This window comes from Streptomyces sp. NPDC050423 (assembly GCF_040655445.1).
GTDB lineage: Bacteria > Actinomycetota > Actinomycetes > Streptomycetales > Streptomycetaceae > Streptomyces.
Window position 1 is genome coordinate 40,218 of record NZ_JBFAJY010000004.1, and the last position, 16,359, is coordinate 56,576.

The following is a 16,359-nucleotide window of genomic DNA, read 5'->3' on the forward strand; positions in this document are numbered from 1 at the left end:
GGCCTCTGCACGCCCCGCAGGGGGCGTCCCTCCCGGAATCCTGTCGGAATTCAACCAGGTTTACGTATGCCCTGCGCGGACCCGTGTCAGCGACGAGGGAGGAGCGGCAGCCCGTGGTTGGCGGGAACCGGCAGTCCGGCGGCCGACGTGGGGGTCCGGGACGGCTCCGGGGAGGCCGTGGAAAGTCCGCTGCCGAGGGCCTGGGCGAACAGCGGGCTGGTGCCGCCGGGGCGTATCAGCGAAGGCACGGACACATTGGTCTGGACGGGAAGCGCGTACCGGTTTCCGGCGAGGCCGCCGGTGCCGAGCAGGGGGGATGCCGAGGGGAACGCCAACGGAGCGGCGTTCATGGCGAGGGACACCGGGCGGTCGTCAGTACCGGGCGCCGCGAGCGCGCCGTGACCACCGCCTCGGCGGCTGACGCTGACGCCGCTCTCCGCACGCGCATCGGCGTCCAGCGGTGTCACGCTGCGGCCCGAGCCGTCGGCGCGGGTCGGGGAATCGGGTCCGGCGTCCGTCGGGAGGGCACCGCCCAGGGCGATGGCGGCCAGCGAGACGGCACTGGCAGCGGCGAACGCGAACCTGCGGCCCCGCCACGGCGAACGGTCGGCCTCGCGGCTGACCTCGTGAATCCGGAACGCTGGCCGGGCCGGACCGGCCGGAAGGACCGCGGCCGAACCGTGCACGGTCGGGAGGTAGCCGAAACCGTCCAGCGGAGATTCACCCGCGGGCGAATCCACCCGGCTGCCGGGAGGCTGCATCACAGGGAAGATCCCGTCACCGAAACGGCCTGAGCGGCCCAGCGGTCTTCCCTGACTGTCGCCGTCACCACCCGGTCCGCCTGGAAGGCCCTGCAAGCGGGCAAGGAAGCCCTCGGAGGGAGAGGGCGGGGCCGACTGGGCGAAGACACTTTTCAGGCGCCGCTGGGCGGCAGCCTCGGCCTTGCACTTGGCACAGGTCGCGAGGTGGGCGAGCACCCGGTCACGGGCGTCGTGTTTGAGCTCACCGTCGACAAGCGCGGCGAGCCGGTCCCCCAGGTGTTGTTCCGCGGAGGTCGGACCTGTGCCACTCACGACGCTCCGCCCTCCCCTGCCGCGAGGACACCAGTCAGCGAGCGCTGCTCGGCACGGGCCTCGGGCGAACGGTGCTGCAGCGCCTTGCGCAGGTGCGAGCGCCCGCGGTGGATACGGCTGCGTACGGTGCCGAGCTTCACGCCGAGTGTCGCGGCGATCTCCTCGTACGAGAGTCCCTCGATGTCACAGAGCACGACCGCGGCCCGGAATTCGGGCGCGAGGGTGTCCAGCGCCTGCTGGACGTCCGCGTCGAAGTGGGTGTCGTTGAAAACCTGCTGCGGCGACGGCTCACGGCTCGGGAGGCGCTCGGCCGCGTCGTCGCCGAGAGAGTCGAAGCGGATCCGCTGCTTACGACGCACCATGTCCAGGAACAGGTTGGTCGTGATGCGGTGCAGCCAGCCCTCGAAGGTGCCGGGCGTATAGGTCGACAGCGAACGGAAGACCCGGACGAAGACCTCCTGAGTGAGGTCCTCGGCGTCGTGCTGGTTTCCCGTCAGTCGGTAGGCAAGGCGGTAGACACGACCGCTGTGCGTGCTGACGATCTCTTCCCATGAGGGCGGCGTCCACGCCTGGGAGTGCGCATCCGAGGCGAAGGTCGCGGTCGTTGCGGAGTCGTTGGAAGAACGGTCAGCAGTGTTGGTCACGGATTTCGGCTCACCCGCCGACCTGAGAAAGCGCCACAGCACTCCTCCCCGATCCACAGGCGCAGCCGCACCTCCCCTGTCGGCTCTGGTGGTGTCCAGTGGAGCCCCTACCATAGCCACCTCGCCCGTTAGCTCCGGATAAGCCTTTTTCCTGCTGGGGCCGGGGACAGCCCCGGGAACCGCCTGCCCATGATCCCGGGGCCCGATCCGCGGGCCCGCTCCATGGGCTTTCCCCTGTCCCTTCATAACGCCCGGTCCCATCTGCGGGTTCCCGGGTGCAGCGGATACAGTCACCGTTGCGCCAACTACGGGGACAGGAGAGGGCCATCACAGCCAACCGGCAGACGAGCTGGGCGTTCGCCGACGCCTTTGTCGCCGAGGACGAAGCACTGCGCTGGGCCCGGGACCGGGCCCGGGACGCGGGACTCCGCTCGGTGTCACCAGGTACCGGCGCAGCGCTGCGCCTGCTCGCTGCCACGACGGACGCCAAGGCGGTCGCCGAAATCGGCACGGGTACGGGCGTGTCCGGCATCTATTTGCTGCACGGCATGCGGCCCGACGGTGTGCTGACCACGGTCGACCCGGAACCCGAGCGCCAGCAGTTCGCCCGTGAGGCCTTCCGGGCGGCCGGCTTCGCCGCCAACCGGGCCCGCTTCATTCCGGGCCGCGCCCTGGACGTACTGCCCCGGCTGGCGGACGGCGGATACGACCTCGTCTTCTGCGACGGCGACCGGATGGAGAGCCTCGACTGCCTCGCTGAATCGTTGCGCCTGCTGCGTCCGGGCGGCCTGGTGTGCTTCGAGGGCGTCTTCGCGGACGGCCGTACGGTCGACTCCGCGCCCCAGCCCGCCGAGGTGCTGCGCCTGCGCGAACTGCTGCGCGCGGTCCGCGAGAGCCAGGAGCTGATGGCGACGCTGCTGCCGGTGGGCGACGGTCTGCTCTGCGCGGTACGGCGCGGCTGACCCGCTTCCCCGGCCGTCACGCGCTTCCCCGCTCGTCACCGAGACCTCTCACCGGGACTTCCACCGGGAATTGTCACCGAACGCACTACTGCCCGGCACGGAATCCGTGCCGGGCAGTAGCGAAGTGTGGGCGCCTCTGCGTCAGCCGACGACCTTCTTGAGGGCATCGCCCAGCGCATCGGCCTCGTCCGGAGTCAGCTCCACGACAAGCCGACCGCCGCCTTCGAGCGGAACGCGCATGACGATGCCCCGCCCCTCCTTTGTCACCTCGAGCGGGCCGTCGCCCGTCCGCGGCTTCATGGCCGCCATGCTCGTTCCCCTTCCTGAAACCAGCTCATCGCAGCCGGCGGCCCCATGACAGGCGCTGCCTCACCGGCATCGAACACATTGCTTCCAGGCCATTATCCCGCATCGGAGACCCCGATGACCAACATCGCTCTGCATCGCTTGCGCAACGCGCTCGCTCAAAACCACCCAATTCGGCGATCCGACTGCGATACTCCGTCCCCTTTACCCCTCCATCGGGGCGGAATTGTTAGACGCAGGTCACATGTTCGCCTTCGCCGAAGTCGGCCATGCTTGCCTCGACAGACTTTGGACGAGGCGCAAAAGGGGACCCCAAAATGGCCGACGCCGTGCTCTGCGAAGTGAGCGACGGGCTCGCGACGATCACGATCAACCGTCCGGACGCGATGAACGCGATGAACACCGCGACCAAGGTGGCGCTGCGTGACGCCCTGACGTCGGCCGCCGCCGATCCCGCCGTGCGGGCGGTGCTGCTCACCGCGGCCGGCGGGCGCGCCTTCTGTGTCGGCCAGGACCTCAAGGAGCACGTCGCCAAGCTGGCGGAAGCCCGTGAGCAGGACGGCGGCAACGCGCTGAGCACCGTGCAGGAGCACTACAACCCCATCGTGCGGGCCATCACCGGGATGCCGAAGCCCGTGGTCGCCGGGATCAACGGGGTCGCTGCCGGCGCCGGGTTCGGTTTCGCCCTCGCCTGCGACTACCGGGTGGCCGCCGACACCGCGTCGTTCAACACCTCGTTCGCCGGGGTCGCGCTCACGGCCGACTCGGGCGTCTCCTGGACGCTGCCCCGGCTGATCGGCCAGAGCCGCGCCGCGGACCTGCTGCTCTTCCCGCGCTCGATCTCCGCGACGGACGCCCACGACCTGGGCATCGTGAACAAACTGGTACCCGCCGCCGAGCTCGCCACCGAGGCCGCAGCGGTGGCCCGCGCGCTGGCGGACGGCCCGACGGTGGCCTACGCGGCGCTCAAGGAGTCCCTCGCGTACGGGGCCGGTCGCACCCTCGGGGAGGCGCTGGAGAAGGAGGACGAACTCCAGACGCGGGCGGGCGCGTCGCAGGACCACGCGATCGCGGTGCAGGCCTTCCTCGACAAGGAGCGGCCCAAGTACCTGGGGCGGTAGCCGCCCCCGGCCCCGGACGCCCCCGGCCCTACGCCTCGGTGCCGCGTGCCACGCAGTCGGCGAGATGGTCGTCGACCAGCCCGCACGCCTGCATCAGGGCGTAGGCGGTGGTGGGGCCGATGAAGCGGAGTCCGCGCTTCTTGAGGTCCTTGGACAGCGCCGTGGACTCCGCGGTGACCGCCGGCACGTCCCCGAGTGTGCGCGGGGCGGGCCGGGTGGCCGGGTCCGGGGCGTACGACCAGATCAGCTCGTCCAGCTCGCCGGTGGGCCAGTCGGCCAGCACCTTGGCGTTGGCCATGGTGGCGTCGATCTTCGCGCGGTTGCGGATGATGCCCGCGTCGGCGAGCAGCCGCTCCCGGTCCGCGTCGGTGAACTTCGCCACAGCAAGGATGCTGAACCCGGCGAACGCCCCGCGGAAGCCCTCCCGGCGGCGCAGGATCGTCAGCCACGACAGCCCGGACTGGAACGCCTCCAGGCACAGCCGCTCGAAGAGGGCGTCGTCGCCGTGGACCGGGCGGCCCCATTCCGTGTCGTGATAGGTGAGGTAGTCCTCGGTGGACAGGCCCCACGGGCAGCGCAGACCGCCGTCCGCCGCGGCTTCGGCGCCGCCGCTCATCGCCCGTCCTCCTCGTCCGGCCGCGGCGTGCTCCCCGGTGACTGCTGCTCCTGTGGCTGCCAGGGCGCCTGCCACGGTGCCTCCCAGGGCGCCTGAGGGCGGTCCTGGGGCTCTTTGAGGAGGTCGGGGCGGCCCACCCCGGTGGCCTGTGCGCCGGCGAGCGCCGACTCCAGCTCCGCGATCCGCGCGTCCCGCTCGGCGAGCTCGGCACCGAGCCGGCCCAGCGCCTCGTCGACATCCGTCATCCGGTAGCCGCGGGCGGTGACCGGCAGCCGGAGCGCCTCGACATCCGCACGGCCGACCGGGCGCGTCGCGGGCAGCGGATCCGTCAGCTGTTCGGGCGCCACGTCCTGAAGGATGGCGCTCCTCCCTCCGCCGACCACCACGAGGGTGACCGCGGCAACCACCACCACCATCGCCAGCAGCAAGAACCAGAACACGCGCATCTCCCCTGGAGCGGAATTTCGTCCGGGTCCGATCGTGCCATGCGGCACTGACAGCTAGGGTCGCAGTCGGACCCGGCAGGTGATCTGCCGAGGGGATTCACAGGGAGAGACACGGGATGCGAAGCGGTGCGCTCAGGCTGGGGCGGCGCGAGTTCGGTGCGCACGAGCCAGTGATCATGGCGATCGTGAACCGCACCCCGGACTCCTTCTACGACCAGGGCGCGACCTTCCGCGACGAGCCGGCGCTCTCCCGCGTCGAGCAGGCGGTGGCGGACGGTGCCGCGATCATCGACATCGGCGGGGTGAAGGCGGGGCCCGGCGAAGAGGTCACCGCCGAGGAGGAGGCCCGCCGGACGGTCGGCTTCGTCGCCGAGGTGCGCCGGCGTCACCCGGACGTGGTGATCAGCGTCGACACCTGGCGCCACGACGTCGGCGAGGCGGTCTGCGAGGCCGGCGCCGACGTGCTGAACGACGCGTGGGGCGGTGTCGACCCCCGGCTCGCGGAGGTCGCCGCGCGGTACGGGGCGGGGCTGGTGTGCACGCACGCGGGCGGCGCCGAGCCGAGGACCCGGCCGCACCGGATCGGGTACGAGGACGTGATGGCCGACATCCTGCGGGTGACCGTGGGGCTGGCCGAGCGGGCCGTGGACCTGGGGGTCCGGCCGGACGGCGTCATGATCGACCCGGGGCACGACTTCGGGAAGAACACCCGCCACTCGCTGGAGGCGACGCGCCGTCTCGGCGAGATGGCGCAGACGGGCTGGCCGGTGCTGGTCTCGCTGTCCAACAAGGACTTCGTGGGCGAGACGCTCGACCGCCCGGTGAAGGAACGCCTGACCGGCACGTTGGCGACGACCGCCGTGTCCGCGTGGCTGGGGGCGCGGGTGTACCGGGTGCACGAGGTGGCGGAGACGCGGGACGTCCTGGACATGGTGGCGACCATCGCCGGGCACCGGGCGCCGGCCGTGGCGCGGCGCGGGCTGGCGTAGCCGGGGCGGGGGCCCGGGAGCGGGACGCCCGCGGCGGGCCTGTTCCCGGCTCCGCCCCGGCCCCGCGCCTCGAACTCCGGCGAGGCCGGGTTCTCAGCGGCCGACCTCCTTCGTCACCAGGTCCACCGCCTCGTCCACGTCGTCCGTGACGTGGAACAGCAGCAGGTCCTTCGCGGACGCCTTGCCCTGCGCGATCACCGTGTCCCGCAGCCAGTCGATCAGGCCGCCCCAGTACGCCGTGCCGAACAGCACGATCGGGAAGCGGGTGACCTTTCCCGTCTGGACGAGGGTGAGCGCCTCGAAGAGCTCGTCCAGCGTTCCGAGTCCGCCGGGCAGTACGACGAAGCCCTGCGCGTACTTCACGAACATCGTCTTGCGGACGAAGAAGTAACGGAAGTTGACGCCGATGTCGACGTGCTGGTTGAGGCCCGACTCGAAGGGCAGCTCGATGCCCAGGCCGACCGAGACCCCCTTCGCCTCCCGCGCCCCCTTGTTCGCCGCCTCCATCGCTCCGGGGCCGCCTCCGGTGATCACCGCGAAGCCCGCCTCGACCAGCGCCTTGCCGATCTGCACGCCCGCCTCGTACTCCGGTGCGTCGACCGGTGTGCGGGCCGAGCCGAAGACGCTGATGGCGCTCGGCAGCTCGGCCAGTGCGCCGAACCCCTCGACGAATTCCGACTGGATGCGCATCACCCGCCAAGGGTCGGTGTGCACCCACTCCGAGTCACCCTCGGAGTCCAGCAGCCGCTGATCGGTGGTGCCGGGCTGCACCTGCTCCCTGCGGCGCAGCACCGGGCCGAGTCGCTGTTCCTCGGGAATCCGTGCTCCCTCGGGGTTGCCCATGACCTGCTCCCTCCGATGATGTCAGAGCCGCCCTGCGGCGCCCTGTCTCAGGCCAGCGTAGATCGCCGGAGGTTACGGGCAGGAGAATGCCGGAGGTCAGGTCGTGAGCCAGGAGCGGAGCCGCTCCTCGCAGTGGGTGATCCGCTCGACCGCCACGTGCTCGTCGCGCTTGTGGGCGAGGATCGGATCGCCGGGGCCGTAGTTCACCGCGGGGACGCCGAGCGAGCCGAAACGCGACACGTCCGTCCAGCCGAACTTGGGCCGGGCGGTGCCGCCGACCGCGTCCATGAACGCCTTGGCCGCCGGGTGGGAGAGGCCGGGCATGGCCGCGCCGGAGTGGTCGTCGACGGTGAATTCGGCGACGCCGCAGCCGGCGAAGACCTCGTGGACGTGGGCCAGGGCCTCGTCGGGTCCCAGGTCGGGGGCGTAGCGGTAGTTGACGACGACGGTGCAGGCGTCGGGGATGACGTTGTTGGCGACGCCGCCCTCGATCCGTACGGCGTTGAGGCCCTCGTGGAACTCGAGTCCGTCGATCACCGGCTTGCGCGGCTCGTAGGCGGCGAGCCTGGCGAGGATCGGAGCGGCGCCGTGGACGGCGTTGGACCCCATCCAGCTGCGCGCGGAGTGGGCCCGCTCCCCCTCCGTACGGAGGAGGACGCGCAGCGTGCCCTGGCAGCCGCCCTCGACCTCACCGTTGGAGCCCTCCAGGAGGACGGCGAAGTCGGCCGCCAGCCAGTCGGGGTGGGCCTCGGCGATGTGTCCGAGGCCGTTGAGGTGCGCGGCGACCTCTTCGTTGTCGTAGAAGACGAAGGTGAGGTCACGGTTGGGCTCGGGCACCGTCGCGGCGATCCTCAGCTGGACGGCGACGCCCGACTTCATGTCGGAGGTCCCGCAGCCCCACAGCAGGCCGTCGGCGTCGAGCCGGGACGGGACGTTGTCGGCGATCGGCACGGTGTCGATGTGACCGGCGAGCACGACGCGCTCGGCGCGGCCGAGGTGCGTCCTGGCGACGACGTTGTTGCCGTACCGGTCGACGGTCAGGTGCGGGAGGGGCCGCAGCGCCGTTTCGATGGCGTCCGCGAGGTCCTTCTCCTCCCCGCTGACCGAAGGGAAGTCGACGAGCCGGGCGGTGAGCGCGGGTCCGTCCAGTGTGAGGTCAAGGGTGCTTTCGGCCATGGCTACGACCCTAGTGCCTCGCGTACGGTGGCCCCGTGCCCCGGACCGATTCCGCTGCCCGCCGACACACCGGCCGCAGCCGCCGCCTGCGTGTCGCGGCCGCCTTCGCCGTGCTCGTGGCCCTGGGCGGATATCTGACCGTTCAGTACCTGTCGGGCGGTACGAGCTCCGATCAGTGCTCCGTGCGGTCGGCGGACGGTTCGTCCGGTGAGGGGCGCACCTACCGGCTGACTCCGGAGCAGGCCGCGAACGCCGCGACGATCTCGGCTGTCGGCACCACGCGCGGGATGCCGGAGCGTGCGGTGACCATCGCGCTGGCGACCGCTCTCCAGGAGTCCGGGCTGCGCAATATCGACCACGGCGACCGGGACTCCCTGGGACTCTTCCAGCAGCGTCCCTCGCAGGGCTGGGGCACCGGGAAGCAGATCATGGACCCGGTGTACTCGGCCGGGAAGTTCTACCAGCACCTCGCCGAGGTGCCCGGCTACTCGCGGCTGCCGCTGACCGTGGCCGCGCAGCGCGTGCAGCGCAGCGGTTTCCCGCAGGCGTACGCCAAGCACGAGCCGGACGCCGCACTCCTGGCGGCCGTGCTGACCGGCCGGACGCCGGCCGCGCTGAACTGTTCGCCGCCGCGGACCACGGCCGGGACCGGCGATGTCTCGAAGGTCAGGGCCGCGCTGACCCGTTCCTTCGGCAAGCACGCGCTGCCGGCCGTGGACGCGGCGGAGAGCCGGACCCCGACGGCCGGTGCGACGGCTCAGGGCTCGCTCTCGGTGCCCGTGCGATCGGGCGGCGCCTCCGGGGAGGGCGGCGCTCCGCAGCACGGCTGGGAGCTCGCGCACTGGGCGGTCGCGCAGTCCGAGGTGCTGGGCATCGACGAGGTCGCGTACGCGGGCCGGGTGTGGGGCGCCGGATCGGGCTGGCGGACGGAAAGCAAGAAATCGGGCACGGCAGAGGTCCGTATGCGCTTCGTGCACTAGTGCGGCCGGTCCCTCGTGCAGGGGGTCCTGGCATGCTCCGGGCGGCCTCCGCGCAGGGGTTCGCGCGGCGCCTCCAGGATGGCCCGATTCCCTGGCGGGCAAAGGGAAGTGACGGTTCATCGAGTCATTGGGAAATGCGACGTCCGTCCGGGTTCCTCCGTTGCGGATTATCTGACGCATTACCGACTCTTTACGTTGGTTCACCGCAACCTCCCCCGCCCCCACGACGGTTGTCATGGCGTCCGGCCCACGGACAGCCAGATTTCCCACCCCGTCGAAGGAGCATCATGTCCCTCCCCCTGACCCGCCGGATCGTCCGTACCGCGCTGCTGATCGCGGCGAGTGCGGCCCCCGTGGTCGGTGCGGCCGGCGCCGCGGGTGCCGCGGAGCTCGCACAGGCTCCGGAGCTCGGCGGTCTCACCACCGTCGACGGCGCCGGTCTCGGCAAGACGGTCGACGGCGTGTCCAAGCAGGGCACCGAGGCCGGTGGCAAGGTCGTCGGGACCACGCTGCCGGTGGCGAGCAAGACCCTCGGCGAGACGGCCGGCAAGGCCGCCCCCGCCGCCGCCAAGACCGTCGGCAAGGCGACGACCGGCGGTGCGACCGGGGCCCTCGGTGACGCCACCAAGGGCGGCCTGCCCACCGACAGCCTGGGCGGCCTGCCGATCGGCTGAGCCGCACCACGGCCGTAGAGACGCGCGAGGGCCTCGGGAGTGCGCACTCCCGAGGCCCTCGGCCGTTTCCGTGCGGCCCGGGGCGTGGCCGCCCGGTCGCGGCTAACAGGTCGCCGGCCGTCCGGCGGCCTGTCGGTCCAGCCGCTTGACCGCCGCCGCCACCCGCTCGTCGGTGGCCGTGAACGCCACGCGCACGAAGCGGTCGCCCGCCGGCCCGTAGAAGTCCCCCGGCGCCACCAGGATGCCGAGCTCCGCCAGGTAGGCCACAGTGTCCCAGCACGGCTCGTCGCGGGTCGCCCACAGGTAGAGGCTCGCCTCGCTGTGCTCGATCCGGAAGCCGTGGGCCTCCAGCGCCGTGCGCAGGGCGGCCCGCCGGGCCGCGTACCGGACGCGCTGCTCGGCCACGTGCGCGTCGTCGCCGAGCGCCGCGACGGCCGCCGCCTGGACCGGTGCGGGCGTCATCATCCCGCCGTGCTTGCGGATCAGCAGCAGCTCGGCCAGGACGGCCGCGTCGCCCGCGATGAAGGCGGCCCGGTACCCGGCGAGGTTGGAGCGCTTGGAGAGCGAGTGGACGGCGACGACGCCCTCGTACGTACCGCCGCAGACGTCCGGGTGGAGAACCGAGACCGGTTCGGCCTCCCAGCCCAGCTCCAGGTAGCACTCGTCGCTGAGGACCAGCACGTCGTGCTCGCGCGCCCAGGCGACGATCCGCGTCAGCTCGTCCTTGGCCAGCACCTTGCCGGTCGGGTTGGACGGCGAGTTGAGCCAGAGGAGCCTGAGCCCGGCCGGGTCCAGCTCGGTCGGGTCGTCGTACGCGACCGGCTCGGCGCCGCAGAGCCGGGCGCCGACCTCGTACGTCGGGTAGGCGAGCCGCGGGTAGGCGACCCTGTCGCCCGCGCCGAGGCCGAGCTGGGTCGGCAGCCAGGCCACCAGCTCCTTGGAGCCGACGACGGGCAGCACGTTCTCGTGCGCCACCGAGACCGCGCCGAGCCGCCGCTCCACCCAGCCGGTGAGCGCGTCGCGCAGCGCGGCCGTCCCCCACACCGTCGGATAGCCGGGGCTGTCCGAGGCGGCGACGAGCGCCTGCTGGATCAGCTCGGGCACCGGGTCGACGGGCGTGCCGACCGACAGGTCCACGATGCCGTCCGGGTGGCTCCCGGCCGTCGACTTGTAGGGCGCGAGCCTGTCCCAGGGGAAGACCGGGAGGCGGGAGGAGACTGCTGCGGACACGGATCTCTGCTTTCTTGTACGGGGTTCGGACTTTCCTGTACGGGGTTCCGGCCGGCCCGTACGCGGTTCGGGCGTGGGACACGGCGGGGTGCGCAAACGCCTCGGTCCCGCACGGTGACGAACCGTACGGGACCGGGGTGACGCACGTGCCGGACGCTGCTACTGGTTCTGCGGCGGCAGCGCTGCGATGAACGCGTGGTCGCGCTCGATCAGACCCAGCTTGGAAGCACCACCCGGCGAACCGAGGTCGTCGAAGAACTCGACATTCGCCTTGTAGTAGTCCTTCCACTCCTCCGGGGTGTCGTCCTCGTAGAAGATCGCCTCGACCGGGCACACCGGCTCGCAGGCTCCACAGTCGACGCACTCGTCCGGGTGGATGTACAAGGACCGCTGGCCCTCATAGATACAGTCGACGGGGCACTCTTCGATGCAGGCCTTGTCCTTTACGTCGACACAAGGCTGCGCGATGACGTAGGTCACGCTGTCGTTCCTCCTCGGTAGGGCGTTGGCTCTCGCGCGGGAGCGCGGCGTCGTCGATGCCCGCACCTAGTATCTCCGTTCCCGGGCACGATCCGAACAGGAGGGGCGGACAGAGCTGTGGAATTCACCATCGGCGGACGACTGGAGATCCGGATCACACCTGCTGACGTGGGCAAACGGGTCTCGGTCCGGCGCCTGCTCCAGGACGGTCCGCAGGGGCCGAAATTCACTGACACGGTTGGTGTTCTCACATCATGGGACAGCGGTGTGCTGTCCGTCACACCGAAGAGCGGTGAATCCGTCCGCATCGTGGAATCGTCCCTGGTGGCGGGCAAGGTCGTACCGTCCGCGCCGCCCCGTCGGCGCGGTCCGGCGGCCTCTTTCGGGGAACTCGCGCCGGTGTGCGCGCGTGCCTGGCAGCCGGTGGAGAGCGAGCCGCTCGGCGACTGGCGGCTGCGCGCCGCGGGAGGTTTCACCCGGCGCGCCAACTCCGTACTGCCGCTCGGAGATCCGGGCGTTCCGCTCGACGCCGCGCTCGCGCGGGTCCGGCAGTGGTACGCGGACCGGGGGCTGACGCCGTACGTCCAGGCCGCGACCGGCGCCGATGGCACCCAGGAGGAGCTGTGCGCGGCCCTGGAGGAGCGCGGGTGGCGGCGCGAGGTGACGGCGGAGGTGCGGATCGCGGCGCTGGCCCCGATCGGGGATCTGGCGGCCGAGGTGTCGCGGGTGCGGCTGAGCCGCACGGCTCAACCGGCGTGGCTCTCCCGCTACCAGCGCTTCGAGAACCCGGGCCCGGAGGTGACGGCGGTGCTGGGCAGCGGTCCCTCGGTGTGGTTCGCGACCGTGCCGGGTGAGGCCGGGGACGGCGCGCCCGCCGCGATCGGGCGGTGCGTGGTGGACGGTCGGTGGGCCGGGTTCATGGCCGTCGAGGTGGCTCCGGAGCCCCGGCGCCGGGGCCTGGCCACCACGGTGATGACCGCGCTGGCCCGGCAGGCGATGGACGAGGGCGCGTCGGCGGCCTGGCTCCAGGTGGAGGCGGAGAACGAGGGCGCCCGTGCGCTGTACGACGGGATGGGGTTCTCCACCCACCACCGCTACCACCACTTCCGGCCGGCGTAGCGCGATGGCTCCCGAGAGGCACGACAGGGAAGAGATCCGCCGCCGGTTCGCCGAGGAGGCGCGGGCCGAGCGGCCGGACCTGGCGCTGCTCTGCCTGCTGCTGGGCGCGGAGGCGGATCCGGCACTGGACGCGAACGGGACGGACGCGGCGCAGATCGAGCTGGACCGGCTCGCGGGTCTGCTGCCGTACGGGCTGCGCGGCGGCCGGGCCTGGGCCTCCGCGCTGGCCGAACTGCTCGGTGAGCGGTACGGGTTCGAGGGCTCGTCGGCGGACTACCAGCGCCTTGAGTCCTCGCTGCTGCACGAGGTGCTGCGGCGCCGGCGCGGGCTGCCGATCCTGCTGTCGGTGGTGTGGATCGAGGTGGCCCGGCGGGCGGGCGCCCCGGTGTACGGGGTGGCGCTGCCGGGCCATTTCGTGGTCGGTTTCGGTGATCCGGAGGAGCGGGTGCTGGCCGATCCGTTCGCCGGTGGCCGTCCGCTGTCGGGCCAGGACGCGGAGCTGCTGGTGACGGGCGCGACCGGGGAACCCCTCGATGCGTCGATGCTGGTGCCCGCGCAGCCGCTGGAGACCGTGCTGCGGATCCTGAACAACATCCGGGCCTGGGCGGCGGCCCGCCCGGAGCGGACGGACGTGGCGCTGTGGGCGGTGGAGCTGTCCCTCCTGCTGCCGTCGCACCCCGCGCGGCTGCGGTACGAACGGGCCCAGCTGCTGGTGCGGAGCGGGGAGTTCCTGCGCGGGGCGGCGGAGATGGAGGAGTACGCGGACGTGGTCGCGGACGTCGAGCCGGCGGTCGCGGAGGCGGTCCGGCGCGGCGCACGGGCGGCCCGGTCCCGGCTGAACTGACCGGGTGCCGGGCCCACCGCACCCTCAGTCGCCGGACGGGCCCGGCCCCCGCAGCGCCGTGCGCAGCAGGTACTCCTTCCGGTTGAGCGGGTCGCGGTCGGTGCGGGACCGCCGCGGGAGGCTGCCGGTGACCGCCCGGTGGGAGGCGAACGCGGATTCCAGTACGCCTTCGCCCCCGGTCAGCGACGGGAGCCGCTGCTGCAGTTCGTGCACCCTGGCCGCCGGGATCTCGCCCTCCAGTACGCAGCGCGCGCCGTCCACGGACGGCGGGCCGGGGGCGGCCTTCAGGTGGGCGAGGACGGGCAGGAGCGGGCCGAGCGTGTCCGCGGGGAGTTCCAGCCGGAAGCGGTGCATCGGCTCGTACACCGTAGTGCCGGCCCGCTGGAGCGCGGCCATCAGGACCAGCGGGGTCAGATTGCGGAAGTCCCCGGCCGTGCTCGACATGGACTTGTCGAAGGTGCCGTGCGCGTGGCTCTGGCGCGGCCAGTAGCCGGAGTGCGTCATGGTGACCGTGCAGTCGGTCACCCGCCACCCGTACAGGCCCTGTCCGAGCGTTTCGTGCACGGTCTCCTCGACCGCCCTCATCAGGGAGTACGGCATGGAGCCGAGCTCCACGCCCAGCCGGTAGTCCACCCCGCTGCCGGCCGGGGCGGGATCGACGCGCAGGCCGACCGTCGCGAGAAAGGGATTGTCGCCCTTGTCGATGATCTCGAATGCGGCTCCGGTACCTGACGGCCGTTCCAGACAGATGGTCGTGGTCTCGCGGAAGGTGACGCCGATACCGAATTCCTCCGCGAGGGTCGCCTCGATGACTTCCTTCTGCACTTCTCCGTAGAGCGAGACGGACACTTCCTTACGGATGTCGTCCTGGCGCAGATTGATCAGCGGATCCTGTTCGGCGAGCCGTGCGAGTGCGATATGCAGTTCGCCCCTGGAGACGGGCGGGGCGGGCACCACCACGGATTCCAGTGTCGGCGGGGCGAAATGGTGCTCCGCCGCTCTGCGCACGACACCCACCGCATCGCCGATCCGGATGCCCGGGAGCCCCCGGAGCTTCGCGATCCGCCCCGGCCCGACCGAGGCGCCGCGGATCTCCGAACCGTGCGCGAAGACGTCGATCCCGATCACCTTGCCCTCGCCCGCCGCGCCCGGCCCCTGCCCGAACGGCAGCCGGTCACGGGTCCGTACGGTCCCCGAGAACATCCGGACGTACGCGAGACTCTCGCCCGCCGGCCCGCGTTCGACCTTGAAGACGGTGCCGGACACCGGTCCGTCCGGATCGCCCTGCGCCGCGGGCAGCAGTTCCTTGATGCCGCTGGTCAGTGCGGCGATTCCGGCACCCGTCGCGGCCGAGCCGAAGTACACCGGATGGACGGCTGCCCGCCCGGTCTGCGCCGCCAGCTCCGTGTGGAGGCGGGTGGGCGCGATCGTCTCCCCGCCCTCGACGTACGTGGCCAGCAGGGCGTCGTCGTGCGCGGTGAGCAGCTCCGTCAGCCGACCGGTGAGCCGGTGGTCGCCGGCCGCGTAGGACGGGCAGCGCGCGTCGCGGGTGCCGAGACCGGTGACGGCCGGTCCCATCGCGACGGCGCCCGGCGTGAGCTTCTCCGCGACGTCCCGCAGCACCTGCCCGTACCGGGCTCCGGCGCGGTCGGCCTTGTTCACGAAGACGAGCGTCGGAATGCGCAGCCGCCGGAGCGTCCGCATCAGGACCCGGGTCTGCGCCTGTACTCCCTCCACGGCGGAGACGACCAGCACGGCGCCGTCGAGCACGCTCAGCACCCGTTCCACCTCGGCGATGAAGTCCGGGTGACCGGGGGTGTCGATCAGGTTGACGGTGACGTCGTCGATATCGAACGAGACGACCGCGGACTTGATCGTGATGCCGCGCCGCCGTTCGAGCGCGAGGGAGTCGGTCCGCGTGTTCCCGTCGTCCACGCGGCCGAGCTCGTCGATGATTCCGGCGGTGTGGAGCAGCCGCTCCGTCAGACTCGTCTTACCGGCGTCGACATGCGCCAGAATGCCAAGATTCAGCGTGTGCACAGAACTCCATGTTCTCAGTTTCGGTGTGAATTCCCGTCTGAACGAACATGTGAGATCGGCGCATGGAGCTCTCCTGGTTCTGTCGGCTGATGCGGCGAGTACAACAGCGGGCCGACCGGCGGTGCAACTGATTTACCGGGGTCCGGTGCCGGTTCCGGCGCGGTGAGAATCCGTCAGTGGACGGCTGGTCCGGAAAAGTCCAAACCTCGGCCCGGCGCGCCGTGCCGTCCAACGGGTGATTATCCGTTCACCGCCACTCGATGAGCCCATGGCGTAGCTCCAATGCGGCGTTCTCCGATGGCGCGCCCCGGCGTTCCGGCTGACGGTGGATCACGTAGCCACTGCGCCACTTCGAGTCGACGTTCCGTCACTCCTCGCAGTCGCGACGAAAGGAAATGTGTTCAGATGCGCTCTGCCCGCACGCTGTTCGCTTCGGCCGCCGTCACGGCGGTCCTCACGGTCACCGCTCCCTCCGCCTACGCCATCGCCGTCTCCGACGACGGGGGCCACGACAGCGGCTCGTCCTCCAGGAGCGAGGACCACGGGAAGTCCGACGAGGGCGGCAAGTACAAGGACCACGACAACGAGAAGCCCCGCGGCGGCATGCACGCCGGCGGCGGCGCCCTGGCCAAGGCGGTGGCGGGCGACCGCGACGACCACGGCAAGGACGAGCACGGCAAGTCGGACGACGAGGGCCGGAAGAAGGAGAAGCCCCGCGGCGGCATGCACACCGGTGGCGGCGCGCTGTCGATGACCGTCGCCAAGGAATGGCAGCCCGGCAACGACGAGGGCGGCAAGTACAAGGACGAGGACAAG

Annotated in this window: 17 protein-coding genes and 1 pseudogene; 8 read left to right on the forward strand and 10 right to left on the reverse strand. The window is 71.6% G+C overall.

Annotation, left to right across the window (positions count from 1 at the left end; translation table 11 throughout):
• Positions 1–86: 86 nt before the first annotated feature.
• Positions 87–1,073, reverse strand: coding sequence for a zf-HC2 domain-containing protein (locus AB0I52_RS04565; protein WP_363068856.1), 987 nt, complete (start codon positions 1,071–1,073; stop codon positions 87–89).
• The gene (gene sigE, locus AB0I52_RS04570; protein WP_363031467.1) at positions 1,070–1,831 is read right to left on the reverse strand and encodes an RNA polymerase sigma factor SigE; all 762 of its coding nucleotides are present in this window, start codon (positions 1,829–1,831) and stop codon (positions 1,070–1,072) included. Before sigE ends, AB0I52_RS04565 begins: the two co-directional genes overlap by 4 nt.
• Positions 1,832–2,013: 182 nt before the next feature.
• Between sigE and AB0I52_RS04575 the strand changes: the two genes are divergently transcribed.
• Positions 2,014–2,679 carry an O-methyltransferase gene (locus AB0I52_RS04575; RefSeq protein ID WP_123523731.1) on the forward strand — a complete coding sequence of 222 codons (666 nt, stop codon included), beginning with the start codon at positions 2,014–2,016 and terminating at the stop codon, positions 2,677–2,679.
• 141 nt (positions 2,680–2,820) lie between these two features.
• Here the strand turns inward: AB0I52_RS04575 and AB0I52_RS04580 are convergent, their stop codons facing one another.
• Positions 2,821–2,988 carry a DUF3117 domain-containing protein gene (locus AB0I52_RS04580; RefSeq protein WP_003966491.1) on the reverse strand — a complete coding sequence of 56 codons (168 nt, stop codon included), beginning with the start codon at positions 2,986–2,988 and terminating at the stop codon, positions 2,821–2,823.
• A gap of 314 nt (positions 2,989–3,302) precedes the next feature.
• Here AB0I52_RS04580 and AB0I52_RS04585 point away from each other — a divergent pair, with 314 nt between their 5' ends.
• Positions 3,303–4,106 carry an enoyl-CoA hydratase-related protein gene (locus AB0I52_RS04585; RefSeq protein WP_363068858.1) on the forward strand — a complete coding sequence of 268 codons (804 nt, stop codon included), beginning with the start codon at positions 3,303–3,305 and terminating at the stop codon, positions 4,104–4,106.
• A gap of 28 nt (positions 4,107–4,134) precedes the next feature.
• Here AB0I52_RS04585 and AB0I52_RS04590 read toward each other — a convergent pair whose 3' ends face one another.
• Positions 4,135–4,722 carry a DNA-3-methyladenine glycosylase I gene (locus AB0I52_RS04590; protein ID WP_363068860.1) on the reverse strand — a complete coding sequence of 196 codons (588 nt, stop codon included), beginning with the start codon at positions 4,720–4,722 and terminating at the stop codon, positions 4,135–4,137.
• Positions 4,719–5,162: a hypothetical protein gene (locus AB0I52_RS04595; RefSeq protein ID WP_363068862.1), complete on the reverse strand. Its 444-nt coding sequence runs from the start codon at positions 5,160–5,162 to the stop codon at positions 4,719–4,721. Before AB0I52_RS04595 ends, AB0I52_RS04590 begins: the two co-directional genes overlap by 4 nt.
• Positions 5,163–5,284: 122 nt before the next feature.
• On the opposite strand from AB0I52_RS04595, the gene folP reads away from it, so the two are divergent.
• Positions 5,285–6,157, forward strand: a complete 873-nt coding sequence (folP, locus tag AB0I52_RS04600) for a dihydropteroate synthase (RefSeq protein ID WP_363068864.1) — start codon at positions 5,285–5,287, stop codon at positions 6,155–6,157.
• A gap of 93 nt (positions 6,158–6,250) precedes the next feature.
• Here the strand turns inward: folP and AB0I52_RS04605 are convergent, their stop codons facing one another.
• Both AB0I52_RS04605 and dapE read right to left on the reverse strand, forming a co-directional pair.
• Positions 6,251–7,000, reverse strand: coding sequence for a TIGR00730 family Rossman fold protein (locus AB0I52_RS04605; RefSeq protein ID WP_363068866.1), 750 nt, complete (start codon positions 6,998–7,000; stop codon positions 6,251–6,253).
• A 96-nt stretch (positions 7,001–7,096) separates the two neighbouring features.
• Positions 7,097–8,176 (reverse strand): succinyl-diaminopimelate desuccinylase, encoded by a 1,080-nt coding sequence (gene dapE, locus AB0I52_RS04610; protein ID WP_363068868.1) that lies wholly within the window; start codon positions 8,174–8,176, stop codon positions 7,097–7,099.
• Between the two features lie 35 nt (positions 8,177–8,211).
• Here dapE and AB0I52_RS04615 point away from each other — a divergent pair, with 35 nt between their 5' ends.
• Together AB0I52_RS04615 and AB0I52_RS04620 are read left to right on the forward strand one after the other, a co-directional pair.
• Positions 8,212–9,156, forward strand: coding sequence for a hypothetical protein (locus AB0I52_RS04615; RefSeq protein WP_363068870.1), 945 nt, complete (start codon positions 8,212–8,214; stop codon positions 9,154–9,156).
• Positions 9,157–9,443: 287 nt separating this feature from the next.
• Positions 9,444–9,830, forward strand: a complete 387-nt coding sequence (locus AB0I52_RS04620) for an ATP-binding protein (protein WP_363068872.1) — start codon at positions 9,444–9,446, stop codon at positions 9,828–9,830.
• A 102-nt stretch (positions 9,831–9,932) separates the two neighbouring features.
• Here AB0I52_RS04620 and dapC read toward each other — a convergent pair whose 3' ends face one another.
• Both dapC and fdxA read right to left on the reverse strand, forming a co-directional pair.
• A complete protein-coding gene (gene dapC, locus AB0I52_RS04625) occupies positions 9,933–11,060 on the reverse strand; it encodes a succinyldiaminopimelate transaminase (protein WP_363068874.1) in 1,128 nt (375 codons plus the stop codon).
• Between the two features lie 159 nt (positions 11,061–11,219).
• Positions 11,220–11,540 (reverse strand): ferredoxin, encoded by a 321-nt coding sequence (fdxA, locus tag AB0I52_RS04630; RefSeq protein ID WP_018956287.1) that lies wholly within the window; start codon positions 11,538–11,540, stop codon positions 11,220–11,222.
• A gap of 117 nt (positions 11,541–11,657) precedes the next feature.
• Here fdxA and AB0I52_RS04635 point away from each other — a divergent pair, with 117 nt between their 5' ends.
• Together AB0I52_RS04635 and AB0I52_RS04640 are read left to right on the forward strand one after the other, a co-directional pair.
• Positions 11,658–12,659, forward strand: a complete 1,002-nt coding sequence (locus AB0I52_RS04635; protein ID WP_363068876.1) for a GNAT family N-acetyltransferase — start codon at positions 11,658–11,660, stop codon at positions 12,657–12,659.
• Between the two features lie 4 nt (positions 12,660–12,663).
• The gene (locus tag AB0I52_RS04640) at positions 12,664–13,503 is read left to right on the forward strand and encodes a transglutaminase-like domain-containing protein (protein ID WP_363068878.1); all 840 of its coding nucleotides are present in this window, start codon (positions 12,664–12,666) and stop codon (positions 13,501–13,503) included.
• Positions 13,504–13,527: 24 nt separating this feature from the next.
• On the opposite strand, the gene AB0I52_RS04645 is transcribed toward AB0I52_RS04640, so the two are convergent.
• Positions 13,528–15,543, reverse strand: a complete 2,016-nt coding sequence (locus AB0I52_RS04645; protein ID WP_363068880.1) for a translation factor GTPase family protein — start codon at positions 15,541–15,543, stop codon at positions 13,528–13,530.
• A gap of 405 nt (positions 15,544–15,948) precedes the next feature.
• Between AB0I52_RS04645 and AB0I52_RS04650 the strand changes: the two are divergent.
• Positions 15,949–16,359 (forward strand): annotated as a pseudogene (locus AB0I52_RS04650) (hypothetical protein); the annotation flags it as partial.